The organism is Polymorphospora sp. NPDC051019, assembly GCF_040683055.1.
Lineage (GTDB): Bacteria > Actinomycetota > Actinomycetes > Mycobacteriales > Micromonosporaceae > Polymorphospora > Polymorphospora lycopeni.
The window spans coordinates 415,724-431,834 of the sequence record NZ_JBFBCH010000001.1 but is presented as its reverse complement, the minus strand read 5'-3'; the positions used below and the strand labels follow the sequence as shown (position 1 = coordinate 431,834).

General features: G+C 72.3%; 17 protein-coding genes. 11 read left to right on the top strand and 6 right to left on the bottom strand.

All coding sequences use genetic code 11. The features are described from left to right. Window positions 1–68: 68 nt before the first annotated feature. Window positions 69–545, bottom strand: a complete 477-nt coding sequence (locus AB0M79_RS01870; RefSeq protein ID WP_364206816.1) for a hypothetical protein — start codon at window positions 543–545, stop codon at window positions 69–71. A 3-nt stretch (window positions 546–548) separates the two neighbouring features. Between AB0M79_RS01870 and AB0M79_RS01865 the strand changes: the two genes are divergently transcribed. Beyond that, window positions 549–755, top strand: coding sequence for a hypothetical protein (locus AB0M79_RS01865; protein ID WP_364206814.1), 207 nt, complete (start codon window positions 549–551; stop codon window positions 753–755). A gap of 107 nt (window positions 756–862) precedes the next feature. On the opposite strand, the gene AB0M79_RS01860 is transcribed toward AB0M79_RS01865, so the two are convergent. Beyond that, the gene (locus AB0M79_RS01860) at window positions 863–1,270 is read right to left on the bottom strand and encodes a MerR family transcriptional regulator (RefSeq protein ID WP_364206812.1); all 408 of its coding nucleotides are present in this window, start codon (window positions 1,268–1,270) and stop codon (window positions 863–865) included. A gap of 122 nt (window positions 1,271–1,392) precedes the next feature. On the opposite strand from AB0M79_RS01860, the gene AB0M79_RS01855 reads away from it, so the two are divergent. Together AB0M79_RS01855 and AB0M79_RS01850 are read left to right on the top strand one after the other, a co-directional pair. Next, complete coding sequence (locus AB0M79_RS01855; RefSeq protein ID WP_364206810.1) at window positions 1,393–2,466, top strand: alkene reductase; 1,074 nt, start codon at window positions 1,393–1,395, stop codon at window positions 2,464–2,466. A 67-nt stretch (window positions 2,467–2,533) separates the two neighbouring features. Then, entirely contained in the window at window positions 2,534–3,652 is a 1,119-nt protein-coding gene (locus AB0M79_RS01850) for a DUF4185 domain-containing protein (RefSeq protein ID WP_364206808.1), read from the top strand. A gap of 9 nt (window positions 3,653–3,661) precedes the next feature. Here AB0M79_RS01850 and AB0M79_RS01845 read toward each other — a convergent pair whose 3' ends face one another. Then, window positions 3,662–5,377 (bottom strand): cation:proton antiporter, encoded by a 1,716-nt coding sequence (locus tag AB0M79_RS01845; RefSeq protein ID WP_364206806.1) that lies wholly within the window; start codon window positions 5,375–5,377, stop codon window positions 3,662–3,664. A 171-nt stretch (window positions 5,378–5,548) separates the two neighbouring features. On the opposite strand from AB0M79_RS01845, the gene AB0M79_RS01840 reads away from it, so the two are divergent. The 7 genes from AB0M79_RS01840 (at window position 5,549) to AB0M79_RS01810 (ending at window position 14,021) form a co-directional block, all read left to right on the top strand. Then, window positions 5,549–6,325, top strand: a complete 777-nt coding sequence (locus AB0M79_RS01840) for an AraC family transcriptional regulator (protein WP_364206804.1) — start codon at window positions 5,549–5,551, stop codon at window positions 6,323–6,325. Between the two features lie 84 nt (window positions 6,326–6,409). Further along, a complete protein-coding gene (locus AB0M79_RS01835) occupies window positions 6,410–7,447 on the top strand; it encodes an iron chelate uptake ABC transporter family permease subunit (RefSeq protein ID WP_364206802.1) in 1,038 nt (345 codons plus the stop codon). A 20-nt stretch (window positions 7,448–7,467) separates the two neighbouring features. After that, window positions 7,468–8,538: an iron chelate uptake ABC transporter family permease subunit gene (locus AB0M79_RS01830; RefSeq protein ID WP_364206800.1), complete on the top strand. Its 1,071-nt coding sequence runs from the start codon at window positions 7,468–7,470 to the stop codon at window positions 8,536–8,538. An 88-nt stretch (window positions 8,539–8,626) separates the two neighbouring features. Beyond that, a complete protein-coding gene (locus tag AB0M79_RS01825) occupies window positions 8,627–9,400 on the top strand; it encodes an ABC transporter ATP-binding protein (RefSeq protein WP_364207596.1) in 774 nt (257 codons plus the stop codon). Window positions 9,401–9,435: 35 nt separating this feature from the next. Next, a complete protein-coding gene (locus tag AB0M79_RS01820) occupies window positions 9,436–10,455 on the top strand; it encodes an ABC transporter substrate-binding protein (protein WP_364206798.1) in 1,020 nt (339 codons plus the stop codon). A 120-nt stretch (window positions 10,456–10,575) separates the two neighbouring features. Next, window positions 10,576–12,309 (top strand): ABC transporter ATP-binding protein, encoded by a 1,734-nt coding sequence (locus AB0M79_RS01815; RefSeq protein ID WP_364206796.1) that lies wholly within the window; start codon window positions 10,576–10,578, stop codon window positions 12,307–12,309. After that, a complete protein-coding gene (locus AB0M79_RS01810; RefSeq protein WP_364206794.1) occupies window positions 12,306–14,021 on the top strand; it encodes an ABC transporter ATP-binding protein in 1,716 nt (571 codons plus the stop codon). The genes AB0M79_RS01815 and AB0M79_RS01810 overlap by 4 nt, the downstream gene beginning before the upstream one ends. Before the next feature lie 44 nt (window positions 14,022–14,065). On the opposite strand, the gene AB0M79_RS01805 is transcribed toward AB0M79_RS01810, so the two are convergent. Continuing rightward, window positions 14,066–14,386, bottom strand: a complete 321-nt coding sequence (locus AB0M79_RS01805; protein WP_364206792.1) for a hypothetical protein — start codon at window positions 14,384–14,386, stop codon at window positions 14,066–14,068. A 206-nt stretch (window positions 14,387–14,592) separates the two neighbouring features. Here AB0M79_RS01805 and AB0M79_RS01800 point away from each other — a divergent pair, with 206 nt between their 5' ends. Beyond that, window positions 14,593–15,249 carry an NAD(P)H-dependent oxidoreductase gene (locus tag AB0M79_RS01800; RefSeq protein ID WP_364206790.1) on the top strand — a complete coding sequence of 219 codons (657 nt, stop codon included), beginning with the start codon at window positions 14,593–14,595 and terminating at the stop codon, window positions 15,247–15,249. Here AB0M79_RS01800 and AB0M79_RS01795 read toward each other — a convergent pair. Both AB0M79_RS01795 and AB0M79_RS01790 read right to left on the bottom strand, forming a co-directional pair. After that, window positions 15,192–15,728: a hypothetical protein gene (locus AB0M79_RS01795; protein WP_364206788.1), complete on the bottom strand. Its 537-nt coding sequence runs from the start codon at window positions 15,726–15,728 to the stop codon at window positions 15,192–15,194. The genes AB0M79_RS01800 and AB0M79_RS01795 overlap by 58 nt on opposite strands. Beyond that, window positions 15,718–16,110, bottom strand: a complete 393-nt coding sequence (locus AB0M79_RS01790; protein ID WP_364206786.1) for a carboxymuconolactone decarboxylase family protein — start codon at window positions 16,108–16,110, stop codon at window positions 15,718–15,720. Before AB0M79_RS01790 ends, AB0M79_RS01795 begins: the two co-directional genes overlap by 11 nt. Window position 16,111 lies beyond the last annotated feature (1 nt).

Sequence of the window (16,111 nt, the reverse complement as noted above, 5' to 3'; positions counted from 1 at the left end):
GCGGGAAGGTGTCAGCGGCTCACATCGCGGCAAACGTACGTCGCCGCCGTCCGGTTCCGCAACCCGAATTACGCGGGGCCACCGGATCGGGTCGGCTGTCTCGTCGACGAGTGGTCGTCCAGGGGCCGGCGGTCGGCGCCCTGGAGCGCGGAGAGGGTGCGGGCCGCCCGGCGCGGGAGGCGGGTGAACAGGCGCATCAGGTGGGGTGTGGTCCGGGCGGCGGACCGGGTGCCGGGCACGAGTTGGCGTAGCGTGCTCGGCCCGACCCGACGGCCGCGCTCGACCGGCTCCCGCATCACCTGTTCGTAGCCGCGGAAGGCGGCGTGGTGGTCGCCGCCGGCGAGCGCGAGTTCGTTGGCGAGGACGTATCCGCCGAGGACGGCCAGGGCGGTGCCGCCGCCGACGGCCGGGCCGGGGGAGTAGCCGGCGTCGCCGACGAGGGTGACCCGGCCGCGTGACCAGGTGTCCATCCGGATCTGGCTGATCGAGTCGAGGTAGAGGTCAACCCGGACCTCACCAACCGGGTGCTCGTCCCGGTCGAGCACACGGTGCCTGCCTCATCCCGTTACACCCTGTTCCACCAGGGGCGCGGCGAGATGCTCGACCACATGCTCGTCACCCGCAACCTCCTGGCCCACTACCGGGGCTCGGAGATCCACAATGAGATCCTGCACGACGAGTCCGCCGCCTTCGGCACCGACCGGAAGTATCCGGAGTCCGACCACGCACCCGTCGTAGCCACCTTCGCCTTCTGAGCCCGCCCGCCACCCGCCGCCCCGCCCGTGGCGGCGCGGCGGGGGCAGCGTCGATCATGGACAAACTGTGCCCGCTCTGTCGGGCTTGTCGCGCAACTAGTCCTTGATCAACGGGAGGTGGGGGCGGGGGGCGGGGGCGGGAGGCGGGTGAGGGTGGGGAGGCGGGCGCGGTGGTCGCGGTTGGCGTCGATGAGCCGGTCGAGGGCGTCCCGGGCCGTGGTGAGTTCCCCGATGTGGCCGGTGATGCGGTCACGTTCCCGCACCATCCGTTCGAACGCCTCGTCGGAGTTCTGCTCGCTGGGTGAGTCGACGCAGGGCAGCAGGTCGGCGATGGTCCGGCTGGAGAGTCCGGCGGCGTACAGGCGCTGGATGAAGGCCACCCGCCCGATCTCGTCGCCGGTGTAGTGCCGCTGGCCGCTGGGACTGCGGGTGCTGACGAGCAGGCCCTGCTCCTCGTAGTAGCGCAGGGAGCGCACGCTCACGCCCGTCCGTGCCGCGAGGTCTCCGATCCGCATGCCGCCTCCGCGGTAACCCGTGTCTCAACGCTTGCATCTGACGTCAGTGTCAGGTTTTAGCGTAGCCGGGCGCCCGGTCGGCGGGCGTGCTCCCGTGAGACGTCTGGAAGGCAGTGCGGACTGTGACGACTCTTTTCGACCGCTACCGACTCGGCGAACTGGACCTGCCCAACCGGGTGGTGATGGCCCCGATGACCCGGGTCCGCGCGGCCGCGGGCGGCCTGGCGACGCCGTCGATGGCGACGTACTACGCCCAGCGCGCCACCGCCGGGCTCATCGTGACCGAGGGGGTGCAGCCGAGCCTGGTCGGGCAGTCCAACCCGGGAACGCCGGGGCTGCACACCGACGGGCAGGTGACGGCCTGGCGGCAGGTCACCGGTGCGGTGCACGCCAACGGCGGGCGCGTCTTCGCCCAGATCATGCACGGCGGCCGGGTGTCGCACCCGGAGACGACGGGGCTGCGGCCGGTCGGGCCGTCCGAGGTCCCGGCCGTCGGCGAGGTGTTCACCCCGACCGGACCGAAGCCGGCACCGGTCCCGCGGGCGCTTCCCACCGCGGAGGTGTCCGAGCACGCCCACTCCTACGCCGACGCCGCCCGGCGGGCCGTCGACGCCGGCTTCGACGGGGTGGAACTGCACGGCGCGAACGGCTACCTCATCGGCCAGTTCCTCTCCACCGACGCGAACCTGCGCACCGACCGCTACGGCGGGTCGATCGGCAACCGGATCCGGTTCGCGGTGGAGGCGGTGTCCGCGACCGTCGAGGCGGTCGGCGGCCACCGGACCGGCATCCGGCTGTCGCCCGGTGCCGGCATCTGGGGCGCGACGGAAACCGACGTACCCGAGCTGTACGGAGCACTGCTCGCCGAACTCGCGCCGCTCGGGCTGGCGTACGTCCACCTCGAGGCGACCACCGACGAGGAGGTGCTGCTCGGGCTCCGCGCCGCCTGGCCGGGCACCCTGGTGGTGAATCCGGCCTTCCCGATGGGGCCGCGTCCGACGGACCGGGCGGCCGCCGACCGCTGGCTGGGCCTCGGGGCCGACCTGATCAGCTTCGGCCGCGCCTTCATCGCCAACCCCGACCTCGTCGAGCGGCTGCGCCAGGGACTGCCGATCGCCCCGGATGACCCGGCGACCTGGTACGCCGGCGGCGACGCCGGATACCTCACCTACCCCGCGTACCGGCACGCGGTCTGACCCGTACGGCGCCGATGACAAAATACATCGAGCGAGATAGATTGATCCATCTCAACGAGGAGGGGTCATGGCGCTCGATCGTCGTTCGTTCCTGGGTAAGGTCGCCGCGACCGGAGCGGCCGCGGCCGTCGTGCCGACCCTGGCCCTGCCCGGCCGGGCGCAGGCCGCCACCTGGAAGAAGCGCCTGACCGGCGCCGACCTCGACACCAACAGCCGGTGGCGGGTCGCCGGCACCGACCTCGGCATCCCGTACGTGCTGGAGAACGGCTCGATCGGCTACCTGCTCGGCGACACGTTCGACACCCCGTGGCCGGAGGGGCCGCCGCTGCCCAACGACTGGCGTTCCCCGGTCATGCTGCGCTCCAACATCCACCCGGGAGCCCCGGGCGGGGTCGTCTTCGACAGCGCCGCCCGGGTCGCCGGCAACGGCCGGGCCCCGGAGCTGATGCACAACGGCCACAACGGGATCGGCATCGACGGCCTCTGGGAGGTGACCGTCATCCCCAACGACGGGATCAGCTTCCCCGAGACCGGCCGGCAGCTGATCTCGTACATGAGCATCGAGAACTGGCACTCGGCCGGGCTGGCCGGCCCGCAGTGGAAGTCCCGCTACGCCGGACTGGCCTACTCCGACAACGGCAACGACTTCATCCGTACGCCGCTGAAGTGGTGGAACAACGGCAACAACACCGACCCGTTCCAGATGTGGACGATGCAGCGGCACGGCGACTGGGTCTACGTCTTCTCGGTGCGGTCGGGGCGCCAGGACGGCCCGATGATGTTGCGCCGGGTGCGCTGGGACCGGCTGTTCTTCCCCGAGTCGTACGAGGGCTGGGGCTGGAACGGCAGTGACTGGGGCTGGGGCCGGCCGTGCACGCCGATCCTGACCGGCCGGTTCGGGGAGCCGTCGGTGCGCCGGCTCGCCGACGGCACCTGGGTGATGGCCTACCTGAACTGCGCCACCGGCAACATCGTCACCCGTACGGCGCCCGGCCCGGACCGGGTCTGGACCGCGGAGAAGATCCAGGTCACGCACTGGCAGGAGCCGGCCCTGTACGGCGGCTTCATCCACCCGTGGTCGGCGACCGGCACCAACAACCTGCACCTGATGGTCTCGAAGTGGACCCGGACCCCGGACGGGCGCAGCACCGCCTACCACGTGAGCCAGTTCGTCGGCACGGCCTGACGCCGGCGGTCAGTGGCGGGGGCCGGCCGTGTCGAGGCGGGACGTCTCGTTGTCGAGGATGATCTGCGCGTGTTCCAGCGCCCGGGAGCTGTAGACGCCCGAGGCGCGGGCGTCGAGCAGCGCCGTCTGCGCCGCCTGGAGCAGCAGCCGGCGTAGCTCGCGGCGCTGGTGCAGCCGGCCGGGTTCGGCCGGGTCGTGGGGTTCGGCGAGGGCTTTGGCGATGGCGGTGTTGTCGTGCCGGACCCGTTCCACCACCTTCGGGTCGAAGGGTTGCCCGTTGGCCTGGCGCAGGTCGGGGTTGTCGAGCGTGGCGCCGCCGACGGTGGTGATCTCGTCGATCAGGCTGGCGAGTTCGCGCCGGTCGGCGTCGGCGTCCGAGCCTCTTATCCGTAGCTTTCGGATCACCAGCGGCAGGGTGCCGCCCTGGCCGAGCAGGGTGACGATGGCGACGGTGAACGCGATCAGGATGAGCTGCGGCCGGTGGGGCAGGTCAGCGGGCAGCGACTGTGCGGCGGCCAGCGTGACCACGCCGCGCATGCCGGACCAGCCGATGACGACGCCGCCGCGCCAGCCGAGTCCCTCGGCGGCCAGGAAGCTGGCGTCGGCCTGCTTGCGGCGCAGCCGCCGGGTGAGCCGGCGTAGCCGCCGGTCGTCGTCGGTGGTCCGCTGCTGAAGTTCGTCGACCCGGGCCAGGGCGTTCTTCAGGTACGGCGCCAGGCGGGCGGCCCGCCGTTGGTCGTGGCGCAGCGAGGCGATCAGCGGTACGACGTACGCGATCCGGACGACGACCAGTACGGCGGTCACGGCGAGGCCGACGGCGACGGCCCCGGCGACGCTCAGGTGCTGGTCCTCGACGTCGTGGACGATCGTGGTGATCTCGAAGCCCATCAGCAGGAAGACGCCGTTCTCCAGCAGCAGCTGGATGGTGCGCCAGTTGGTGCGGTCGCTGATCCTGGCCTGGGCGCTGAAGTGCCGGGCGCTCTGGTGCCCGGTGACCAGGCCGGCCACGACGACGGCGAGGACGCCGGAGGCGTGCAGTTCCTCGGCCGGGATGAAGGCCAGGAACGGCACCGCGAACGAGATCGCGGTGTTCAGCACCGGCTCGTCGACGCGGGCCCGGACCTGCACGGTGACCAGCCCGACGAGCAGGCCGACGACCAGGCCGACGGCGACGGCGATGACGAAGTCGCCGAGTACGCCCCAGAACGACACCACCCCGGCGGTCGCGGCGACGGCCGAGCGCAGCATCACCAGGGCGGTCGCGTCGTTGACCAGCCCCTCGCCCTCGAGGACGGTGACCAGGCGGGGCGGCAGTCCGAGCCGCTTGCCGATCGAGGTGGCCGCCACCGCGTCCGGCGGGCTGACGACGGCCCCGAGCGCGACGGCCGCGGCCAGGCCGAGGTCGGGCAGCAGCAGGTGCAGCAGGAACCCGATGGCGAAGGCGGAGACGAGCACCAGCAGGACGGCCAGGCTGCTGATGGCCTTGAAGTTGCGCCGGAAGTCGCTGGCCGGGAGGTTGACGGCCGCCGAGTAGAGGATCGGTGGCAGGACGACCATCAGGATCAGGTCGGGGTCGACGGCGAACTCGGGCGTGCCGGGCAGGTAGCTGCAGACGATGCCGACGACGACCAGGGCGATGGGGGCGGCGACCCCGATCCGGGGAGCGAAGTACGCCACCGTCACGATGATCAGGATCGCGGCCACGCCGAGAACGGCGAGTTCCATCTCCACGGTGTCACCGGCCTTCCCTCGCCCGTCCGGCCCGCGACGGCTCGTGCTCCCGGGCGGACGCCGTGTGCACTATATGTGACCATCCGTGGGGAACTCCCTGATCAGCGGGTGTGTCCCGGGGAGGGCGTGGGGGGAGTGGTCGCGCCGCCGGTGCAGGATGGCCCGATGAGTGCTGCGACGGTGCCCGTGGACCGGCACGCCGAGTTCGTCATCGCCGGTGAGCGTGGCCTGCTGTCCCGGAGCATGGAGTGGGCGGCGCACAGCCATCCCGTACACGAGCTGTTGTGGGTGCGGCGCGGGTCGATGTCGGTGACGGCCGGTCACCGGGTGTGGATGCTGCCGGCCGGGATCGGGGTGTGGATGCCGGCCGGTGTGGTCCACGCCGGTACGGCGGCGGCCGGCTCGGACTTCCACGCCAGCTTCTTCACCCCGCACACCGCCCGGCCGGGGCCGGTGGTGTGCTCGCCGGAGCCGGTGGCGCTGGAGGTCACCCCGCTGCTCGAGGGATTGTTGGAGCACCTGCTCGCCGACGACCTGACGACCGGCGCCCGGCAGCGCGCGGAGGCGGTCGTGTTCGACCTGCTGCGTCCGTCGAGCCGGTCGTGGGGGTGGGCGATCCCCGACGACCCGCGCATCGGCGACCTGGTCCGGGCGCTGGTCGACGACCCGGGCGACCGCCGTTCGCTGCGTGAGTGGGCCGAGTCGGCCGGCCTGAGCAGTCGTACGCTGGCCCGCGCGTTCAGCGCCTCGGCCGGTGTCTCCTTCACCCGCTGGCGGTCGATGCTGCGGGTCTACCGGGCGCAGCAGTTGCTGGCCGAGGGGTTGTCCGTGGCGGACGTCGCCGGGGCTGTGGGGTACGACACGACGAGTTCCTTCATCGAGGCGTTCCGCGCCGTGGTCGGGCGTAGCCCGGGGGCGTACCGCGCCATGCTGTCTGATTAGCCGTATTCGCTGGCACCGGGCCGGGATTGCGACGCACCCCAGGACATCCTAAGTTAGGCAAGGCAAACCTGGCTTGGAGGTCCGGTGACGATTGGTGCCGTCGTGGGCGACGTGCCGCGCGTACGAAGCGGCGGCGGTCGCGCCGTCGTGCTCGCCGGCATCGCCGTGGCACTGCTCGCCCTGGTCACGCTGAGCCTCTTCGTCGGCTCCGGCGACATCACCGCCGCCCAGAGCTGGCAGGCGCTGCGCGGCGTCGACCCGGACTCCCCGCCCGGGATCATCGTCCGCGACTACCGCGTACCCCGCACGATCCTGGCCCTCCTCGTCGGCGCCGGACTCGGCGTCGCCGGCGCGGTCACCCAGGCGCTGACCCGCAACCCGCTGGCCGACCCCGGCATCCTCGGCGTCAACTCCGGCGCCTTCTTCTTCGTCGCCGTCGCGGCCGGCCTCCTCGGCGTGACCTCCATCGCCGGGTACGTGTGGTTCGCCCTGCTCGGCGCGATGCTCACCTCCGTCCTGGTGTACCTGGTCGGCTCGACCGGCCGGCAGGGGACGAACCCGGTCAAGATCGTGCTGACCGGCGTCGCCGTCGGCGCGGTCTTCACCGGCCTCAGCTACGGCATCACGCTCACCCACCCCGACGTCTTCGACCGGATCCGGTTCTGGCAGGCCGGCTCGCTGCAGGGCCGCCAGATCGACGTCGTCGTCGGCGTCGCCCCGTTCCTGGTGATCGGCGTCGTGCTCGCGCTCATGCTCACCGCCGGCCTGAACGCGCTGGCCCTCGGCGACGACGTCGCCCGGTCCCTCGGCGCCCGGACCGCCGTCGTACGCGCCACCGGCTTCGCCGCGATCGCCCTGCTCTGCGGCGCCGCGACGGCCGCCGTCGGGCCGCTGTCGTTCGTCGGCCTGATGGTGCCGCACGCCGTCCGGATGATCGCCGGCCCCGACCAGCGGCGCGTCGTCCCGCTCTGCGTCCTGACCGCCCCGGTGCTGATGCTCACCGCCGACATCGCCGGCCGGGTACTGCTCGCCAACGAGGTACCGGTCGGCATCGTCGTCGCCTTCCTCGGCGCCCCGCTGCTCATCTGGCTCGTCCGGCGCCCGCAGGCGAGGGCACTGTGAGCAGGCCGGGCGAGGGCGCTGTGAGCGCGCCGGCCACCGTCGGCCCGCCCCCGCTGTGGCCGCGCCGCGTCCGGGTGCTGTCCCTCGGCGACTCGTACCGGCTGCGGATCGACACCCGGGTCCTCACCGTCGGCGCGGTCCTCGCCGCCGTGGCCGTCGGCGTCGCCGCCTGGTCGCTGACCGTCGGGCAGACCGAACTGTCACCGGCCCAGATCTGGGCCGCGCTGACCGGCCAGGGCGAGACCACCGTACGGCGCACCGTCGTCGAATGGCGGTTGCCCCGCGTCCTGATGGCGGTGCTCGGCGGGGCCGCCCTCGCGCTCAGCGGCGCCCTGTTCCAGACCCTGACCCGCAACCCGCTCGGCAGCCCCGACATCATCGGCTTCAACACCGGCGCGTACACCGGGGCGCTGCTGAGCGGCGTCCTGGTCGGTGGCTCGTACCTCGGCACCATCGTCGGCGCGCTCCTCGGCGGGCTCGGCACCGGGCTGCTGGTGTGGGCGCTCGCGATGCGCCGGGGCCTGCAGGGCTACCGCCTGATCGTCGTCGGCATCGGGGTCAGCGCCCTGCTCGCCGCCGTCAACGCGTACCTGCTGATCACCCTCAGTCTCGAACAGGCCGCCGCGGCGGCGATGTGGGGCGCCGGCTCGCTGGACACGACGACCTGGTCGCAACTGGTGCCGGTCGCGCTCGCCCTGCTCCTCCTGGCCCCGGTGACCGCCCTGCTCGGACGCGGGATGGGACTGCTGCCCCTCGGCGACGACGCCGCGATCGGCCGTGGCCTCGACGCCGGCCGGCTGCGGGTGTGGCTCCTGCTCGTCGGGGTCACCTTCACCGCCGTGGTGACCGCCGTCGCCGGCCCGATCTCCTTCGTCGCCCTGCTCGCCCCGCAACTCGCCGTCCGGCTGACCCGTACCCCGCACATCCCGCTGGCCTGCTCGGCCCTGATGGGCGCGGTGCTGCTGACCGTCAGCGACCTCGTCGCCCGGACCGTGATCGCGCCCACCCAGCTTCCCGTCGGCGTGGTCACCGTCGTGCTCGGCGGCGTCTACCTCGTCTGGCTGCTCGCCGCCCGGACCCGAAAGGCCTGACATGGTCACCACCGAAGCCGGGACCGCCCCCGCCGCTCCCGCCCCCGCCGGCGCCGCCGACCAGGCCCGCCGGCTGGAGGTCACCGGCCTGCGGATCGGCTACGACGCCCGCGTCGTCGTCGACGACCTCGACCTGGCCGTACCGCCCAACTCGTTCTCGGTCATCGTCGGCCCCAACGCCTGCGGCAAGTCGACCCTGCTGCGCAGCCTGGCCCGGCTGCTCGCCCCGCAGCGCGGAACCGTGCTCCTCGACGGCGCCGACGTACGCTCCATGGGCACCAAGGAACTCGCCCGCAAGGTCGGCCTGCTGCCGCAGAGCACCACCGCCCCGGAGGCGATCACCGTCGTCGACCTGGTGGCCCGCGGCCGCTACCCGCACCAGCGCCTCTTCCGCTCCTGGTCGGCACAGGACGACGCCGCCGTCCGGGCCGCGCTGGAGGCGACCCGGCTGACCGCGCTCGCCCCCCGGCCGGTCGACGAACTCTCCGGCGGCCAGCGCCAGCGCGTCTGGATCGCCATGGTGCTCGCCCAGCAGACCCCGATCGTGCTGCTCGACGAGCCGACCACGTTCCTCGACATCGCCCACCAGATCGACGTACTCGACCTGTGCCGGACCCTGCACCAGCGGGGCCGCACCCTGGTCGCCGTCCTGCACGACCTCAACCAGGCCGCCCGCTACGCCAGCCACCTCATCGCCATGAAGGGCGGCGCCGTCGTCGCCCAGGGACCACCGGGCGAGGTGGTCACCGCCGGCCTGGTCGAGGAGGTCTTCGGCGTACGCGCCCGGATCCTCACCGACCCGGAGACCGGCACCCCGATCGTCGTCCCGCTGGCCACCGGCGCCGTCATCGCCGAGTCCTGAGACCCACCCGCACCACTACGACTAAGGAAAACCCCATGCGCATCTCCCGCCTGTTCCCGCGCTGGTCGGCCGCTGCCGCCGCGGTGGCCGTCCTGCTGGCCACCGGCGCCTGCTCCACCGGCGACGACGGCGGACCGTCCGGCGGCGAACTGCTCGGCTCGGTCGAGACCAACTACGGCCTCGTCGAGATCCCGAAGCCGGCCGACGGCGACCTCAAGGTCGTCGCCCTCGGCTGGTCCGACGGCGAGGTCGCCCTGTCGCTCGGCGTCAAGCCGGTCGCCATCTACGACTGGCAGGACCACGGCGAGGCCAGCAAGGGCGTCGGCCCCTGGGCCACCGCCGCCTTCGGCGACTCGACCCCGGCCCTCATCGAGCGCGGCGGCGAGACGCTCAACTACGAGCAGATCCAGTCCTTCGAACCCGACGTCATCCTCAACGCCCGCAGCGCGTTCGACGACCAGGCGTACGCCCGGCTGAGCCAGATCGCCCCGACCGTGTTCGCGCCGAAGGGCACCCCCGACTTCGCGCTCGACTGGCGTACCCACACCACGCTCATCGCCCAGGCCCTCGGCCGGGTCGAGCAGGGCCAGGCGCTGATCGCCGACCTCGACGCCACCTTCGCGAAGTACGTCGGCGAGAACCCGACCTTCCAGGGCGTCACCATCGTCTCCGGCTCCAAGTTCGGCGACGCGTACGGCGCCAACCTGCCCGGCGACGCCCGCTTCGACATGTACGGCAACCTCGGCTTCACCCTCAACCCGCCGGTGGCCGCGCTGCCCGCCTCCGGCTTCTTCGCCCCGGTCTCCGTCGAGCAGGTGCCGGCGATGGACGCCCAGGTCGCCGTGCTGACCACGATCGGCTACCCGATCAGCGCCATCCAGCAGGACCCGCTGATCTCCTCCCTCGACGTCGTCAAGGACGGTCGGACCGTGTTCCTCGACCCGGAGGGCGAGGCGATGCAGGGCGCCACCGCCGGAACCGTCGCCGGCCTGAAGGTCGCGCTCGCCGCCGTCGTACCGCAGTTGCGGGCCGCCGTCGCCAAGCTCGACCGCTGAACCGCCCGGTCGCGGGCGCGCGCCCCGGCGCGTGCCCGCGACCGCCGCACACAAGGGACAACTGATGACGATCGCCACCTTCACCTCCACCGGACACCGCCGGACGGGTCGGCCGGGCAGGTGAGCGGAAAGACCAGTGCCGGTGGCCGCCGGCTCGTCACCGACGCCCGGCGCGAGAACCGTGGCCGCCTCGTCGCCTCGGCCGCCCTGTTCAGCGGACACCAGACCTGCGAAGCACTCGTCCCGGTCGCGATCGGTGTCGCCATCGACTCCGCCGTCGTCACCGGCCGCCACGACCTGCTCGCCGCCGGTCTCGCCGGTCTCGCCGGTCTCTTCACCGCCCTCATCCTCTGCTGGCGCTGGGCGGCCCGGCTCGGGCTGGGCGCCGTACTCGACCGCGCCCACCGGCTGCGCCGCCGGCTCGGCCGCAGCATGCTCGACCTGTCCGACCCCGCCCGCACCCGCCCCGACGGCGAACTGCACTCGATCGCCTCCTCCGACGCCGACCGCGCCGCCCGACCCGTCGAGTACACCAGCGGCCTGATCGCCGCCTCGGCCGCGATCGTCGTGTCGTGCGCGATCCTGTTCGGCATCGACGTACGCCTCGGCGCACTCGTCCTCACCGTCGCCGTCGCCACCACCGTCGCGCTGAACCTGCTCTCCCCGACGATGACCCGGCGCAGCCACGACCAGCAGCACACCGCCGCACAGGCGTCGGCGCTCGCCGCCGACCTCGTCGCCGGCCTGCGGGTCCTGCACGGTCTGTCCGCCCGCGACCACGCCATGACCCGCTACCGCGCCGCCAGCACCACCGCCGCCCACGCCGCGATCCGGGCCGGGAACACCCTCGCCCTGCAACGCGCCGCGACCCTGCTCGCCGGCGGCCTCGTCCTGCTCGTCGCACTCCTGGCCGCCGGCGCGCTCGCCGTCGACGGCCAGATCACCGTCGGGGCACTCGTCGCCGCCGTCGGCGTCGCCCAGTTCCTCAGCGAACCGCTGGCCATGCTCGGCACCCACCTGCAGTTCCGGGCCGGCACCCGGGCCAGCGCCGAACGCGTCGCCGCCGTCCTGGCCGAAAAGTCCACAACAGACGGACCCGGTACGTCGACGGCCGCCCCGCCCCGGCCCGGCCCGCTCACCCTCACCGCCGCCGGCACCTTCACCGCCGCCCTCGGCGAGTTCGTCGGCGTCGTCGCCGACCCCGCCGACGCCACCGCCATCCTCGCCGCGCTCACCCCCGGCACCGGCCCGACCCCGTTCAGCGCCGAACTGTCCGGCGTACGACTCGACAAGCTCGACCGCGACGACCGGCGCCGCCTGGTCCACGTCGAGCCCCACCGGGTCGACCTGTTCACCGGCACCCTGCACGACAACCTCACCCTCGGCGCCGGAGCCGGCACCGACGGGCTCGACGCCGGCCCCGGCCTGGACGGGCTCGGCGCCGGCCCCGGCCTGGACGGGCTCGGCGACGCCCTGCGGGCCGCGGACGCCGACGAGTTCGTCACCGCCACCGCCGACACCCCGCTGCGTGACCGGGGCACCAACCTCTCCGGCGGCCAGCGCCAGCGCCTCGCCCTGGCCCGAGCCCTGCACACCGCCCCCGACCTGCTCGTCCTCGACCGGCCCACCACCGCCGTCGACTCCGTCACCGAACAGCGCATCGCCGACGGCATCCGCCGGCACCGGCACGCGAACGGCGCACCCACGACCACCGTCGTGCTCACCAGCAGCCCCACCCTGCTGGACCGCACCGACCGGGTCGTCCTCGTCGTCGCCGGGCAGGTCGCCGCCACCGGCCGACACCACGACCTGCTGCGCACCAACCCCGACTACCGTGAACGGGTGCTCCGATGACCCGGCTGCCCATCGCCGACGCGAAGACCGTACGCACCGGACTGCTCCACCAGATCCGGCGCCGCCCCGGCCCCACGCTCACCGCCCTGGCCGTCACCGCCGCCGCCGCGCTCGCCGGCCTCGCCCCCGCCCGGATCATCGGCATCCTCGTCGACCGGGTCCTGGCCGGAACCACGTACGACGAACTCGTCCGCCTCCTGATCTGGACCGCGGTCGCCCTCGCCGCTGGCGCGCTGCTGACCGGACTAGCGGCCGCGCTCACCGTACGCGCCGGACAGCTCCTGCTTGCCGCCGTACGCGAGGACGCCCTCGACGCCGCCCTGCACCTGCCCACCGACACGATCGAGGAAGCCGGCCGCGGCGACCTGCTCAGCCGGATCAGCGACGACGTCGGCATCGTCGCCGAAACCGTCACCAACCTGCTCGCGGTCTGGGTGTCGTCGGCGGTCGTGATCCTGCTGACCGTGGCCGGACTCGCCACCCTCGACCCGTGGCTCGCCCTCGCCGGCTGCGCCACGGTCCCGGTGTACGTCTTCGCCCTGCGCCGCTACCTGCCCCGCGCCGTCCCGCTCTACGCCGAACAACGCGTCGCGTTCGCCGACCGGGCCGAGACGATCCTGTCGACCCTCAGCGGCCTCGCCACGATCGGCACCTACCGCGCCGAACCCCGCTTCGTCGCCTCGATCGACGCGTCCTCGGAACGGGCCCGCGACATCTCCCGCCGCGCACTGTGGTTCGTCACCGGCTGGGTGAAGTGGCTCAACATCGCCGAACTCGTCGGTCTCTCCGCGATCATCGCCACCGGATTCCTCCTCGTCGACGCCGGCACCACGACGGCCGGTGCCGTCACCACCGCCGCCCTCTACTTCCACCGCCTCTTCGGACCGCTCGGCGTCGTCGTCATGAGCGTCGACGACGTCCAGTCCGCCATCGCCAGCCTGGCCCGCATCCTCGGCCTGGGCACCGTGCCGGGCCGGGCACGGCAGACCCCGGCACCACCGCCCGCCGGCCCCGCCACCGTCGAGATCAGCGGCCTCCACCACACGTACGACGCGAACCCGGTGCTGCACGGCATCGACCTGCGGATCGCGGCGGGGGAGCGGGTCGCCCTCGTCGGCGCCAGCGGAGCCGGCAAGACCACCCTCGCCGGCATCGTCGCCGGCACCCTGACCCCCACCGCCGGCACGGTCGACGTACGCGACCCCGCCGGGCAGCGGCCCCGGGTGATCCTGGTCGCCCAGGAACCGCACGTCTTCGCCGGTCCACTCTCGACCGACCTCCGCCTCGCCCGGCCCGAGGCCACCGACCAGGAGATCACCGACGCGCTGGCGCTGGTCGGCGCCGACGGCTGGGTACGGCAACTTCCCGACGGCGTCGACACCCCCATCGGACCCGGCCACACCCAACTCGACGACGAGCAACGCGCCCAGGTCGCCCTGGCCCGGGCCCACCTCGCCGCGCCGTCACTGGTCATCCTCGACGAGGCCACCGCCGAATCCGGCAGCCACCACGCCGACGTGCTGGAACGGGCGGCGGAACGGGTCTGCGCCGGCCGGACCGCGCTGGTCATCGCACACCGGTTGGGACAGGCGGCCCGCGCCGACCGGGTCGTGGTGATGGAGCACGGGCGGGTCGTCGAGGAGGGCACCCACGACGACCTGCTCGCCCGTGGTGGCCCGTACGCCCACCTCTGGGCAGCCTGGAAACCCTGACCGGCTGCCGGCGGGCCATCGGTGGTTTGCGTCTTCGCCCGTTGCTAGGACCCCAAACTCGGATAGATGCGGGCTATCAGCGACGGGTCCTGCACGCCGCGCTGAAAGCTCTCCCAGGCCACCGGATCCTTGTCGGCAGGTGGGCAGTTCTGCGGATTACGCGTGGCCGCCCGCACCAGTCCGCCGCCCGTGCGCTCACAGGCGAACTCCGCGTCGTCGGCGGAAAGCCCGAACTCGGCCCCGAGAACGCCCTCGATCTCCTCCTCGGAGGCGTTCCTGAGCATCAGCGACAGAGTGACCTCGACGAGGTCAGCGACTGTCCGTCCCTCCGGCAGCGGAATCGAGAGATCGTCGGTCCACCCCATCGCAACCCCCTACCCGAGACCAACACGGCACCGTAGCACCCCGGACTGTCCCTGATGTACGTCGCCGAAGCCGGGACGATGACCGGCGACCGATACCCGTATCGGTGATGCTCAATTGTGGGTAGGTTGACTTCGGTTGCGGCCACGAGGGCTTCGTCAGGTGGCTGGTCTTGGGTGACGCTGAGCGGACCGGGGAGGCCCTTCGCATGAAGATCATTGCGTTGTCCTGCACACAGAGGCGGCTCCCGTCGCTGACCGACGCGCTGCTCGAGGCGGCGATCACCGGCGTCGTCCGGGAAGTCGGTGACGCGGAGATCCAGCGGATTCGGTTGATCGACCATCGCATCGAGATGTGCGAAGGCGAGGACACCTGCCTTGATCCGGAGGTGGGCCGGTGCACGCTCGACGACGACTTCGCGCATGTCGTCGATCTGGCCGAGGGCGCGCAGGCGATGCTGCTCGCCATGCCGGTCTACGCGGGGAACGTACCCGCGGTGTTGAAGATCTTCCAGGAACGCCTGAAGAGCTTCATGAACGCCAGGCAACGCCCGTTCGGCAACCTGCTGGTGGGGACGATCGTTCATTCGCGCACGATGCTGACCGAGCCCGCACTGGCATCGTTGTTCCCGTGGTACCTGCGCCTACGGAACAGGAACGTGGCGTCGGCGTGCTTCAGCCAGAACGATCACCAGGACCTGACCCGCACCGCGGCGCTCGACCTGTGTGTGGCCGTGGGCCGGCAACTCGGCATGACGCTCGACGTCAGCCGATCGCCGGCCGTCGACCGCACGGCACTGCCGGTGCTTCAATCGCCGGATCGCCCGCGGTGCGGTGATCCGGCGGTGTCCTCTCCTTCCGCGTGAGGGGATTCCGCGCGCCAGGTGCACCCGTCGCCCGCCTGTTCGCAGGACACCGTGACGTCCGTTTCCACGTAGCGGGCGGCGATGGCGGTGTTGAGTTCCTGGCAGTACGGGCACGGTGACGAGAAGGTCAGTACGACGCCGGCGCGGGCGGCCTGTTTGCGGTATCGGAGGATCCCGCAGTCGGAGTTGCGCAGGACGGTGCCCGAGGGCTGGGGCTCACTGGTCACTGCCGAGTCGTACAGCAACAGTTGACGCTGCAGCCGGGTCATGAAGTGATCGGTGGCGGACACCCCGGCGGGCCGTTGTGCTTGCAGCAGCTCCGCGGTGATGCGGGAGTTTGCCTGGATCCACGCGGCCAGGCCTTCTTCGCCGTGCTCTCCGAGGATGAACTCCTCCGCGGCCGCCTGGGCCTCGAAGAATCGTTGGCGCCACAGGTCGACCTTTTCGGCGGGGGCGAGGGGAGGCGGGTCACCGGTCATGGTCCGCGTCCTTCCCGGTTGCTCCGTCGAGTTCGGCGAAGACCTCCTGGGCGACGCGCAGCCCGTTGTTGGCGACCGGCCAGCCACCGTAGTAGGCGAGCTGAATGATGACTTCGACGATCTTCTCTCGCGACATTCCGAGGTGCAGGGCGGCACCGATGTGGCCGCGCAACTCCCAATCGGTCCGCGCCAGGGTGACCGCGGTCAGCGCGACCAGTTCGCGCTCCTCGACGCTCAGGTGCGGTCGGGTCCAGATCTCGCCGAACAGGTGGTCGACGGTGATCTGCAGGAACTCCGGGTAGGAACCCGGGCGCGGTTCGCGGCCGAAGACCTGCTGGAACATGGCCTCACCCCGCTCACGCCGGGCAGACGGCTGATTCATT

Bases quoted from the DNA above. Each gene is read 5' to 3' on its own strand.
- AB0M79_RS01860 (WP_364206812.1), bottom strand. From the start codon at position 1,270: ATGCGGATCGGAGACCTCGCGGCACGGACGGGCGTGAGCGTGCGCTCC.
- AB0M79_RS01850 (WP_364206808.1), top strand. From the start codon at position 2,534: ATGGCGCTCGATCGTCGTTCGTTCCTGGGTAAGGTCGCCGCGACCGGA.
- AB0M79_RS01845 (WP_364206806.1), bottom strand. From the start codon at position 5,377: ATGGAACTCGCCGTTCTCGGCGTGGCCGCGATCCTGATCATCGTGACG.
- AB0M79_RS01840 (WP_364206804.1), top strand. From the start codon at position 5,549: ATGAGTGCTGCGACGGTGCCCGTGGACCGGCACGCCGAGTTCGTCATC.
- AB0M79_RS01820 (WP_364206798.1), top strand. From the start codon at position 9,436: ATGCGCATCTCCCGCCTGTTCCCGCGCTGGTCGGCCGCTGCCGCCGCG.
- AB0M79_RS01810 (WP_364206794.1), top strand. From the start codon at position 12,306: ATGACCCGGCTGCCCATCGCCGACGCGAAGACCGTACGCACCGGACTG.
- AB0M79_RS01805 (WP_364206792.1), bottom strand. From the start codon at position 14,386: ATGGGGTGGACCGACGATCTCTCGATTCCGCTGCCGGAGGGACGGACA.
- AB0M79_RS01800 (WP_364206790.1), top strand. From the start codon at position 14,593: ATGAAGATCATTGCGTTGTCCTGCACACAGAGGCGGCTCCCGTCGCTG.
- AB0M79_RS01795 (WP_364206788.1), bottom strand. From the start codon at position 15,728: ATGACCGGTGACCCGCCTCCCCTCGCCCCCGCCGAAAAGGTCGACCTG.
- AB0M79_RS01790 (WP_364206786.1), bottom strand. From the start codon at position 16,110: ATGAATCAGCCGTCTGCCCGGCGTGAGCGGGGTGAGGCCATGTTCCAG.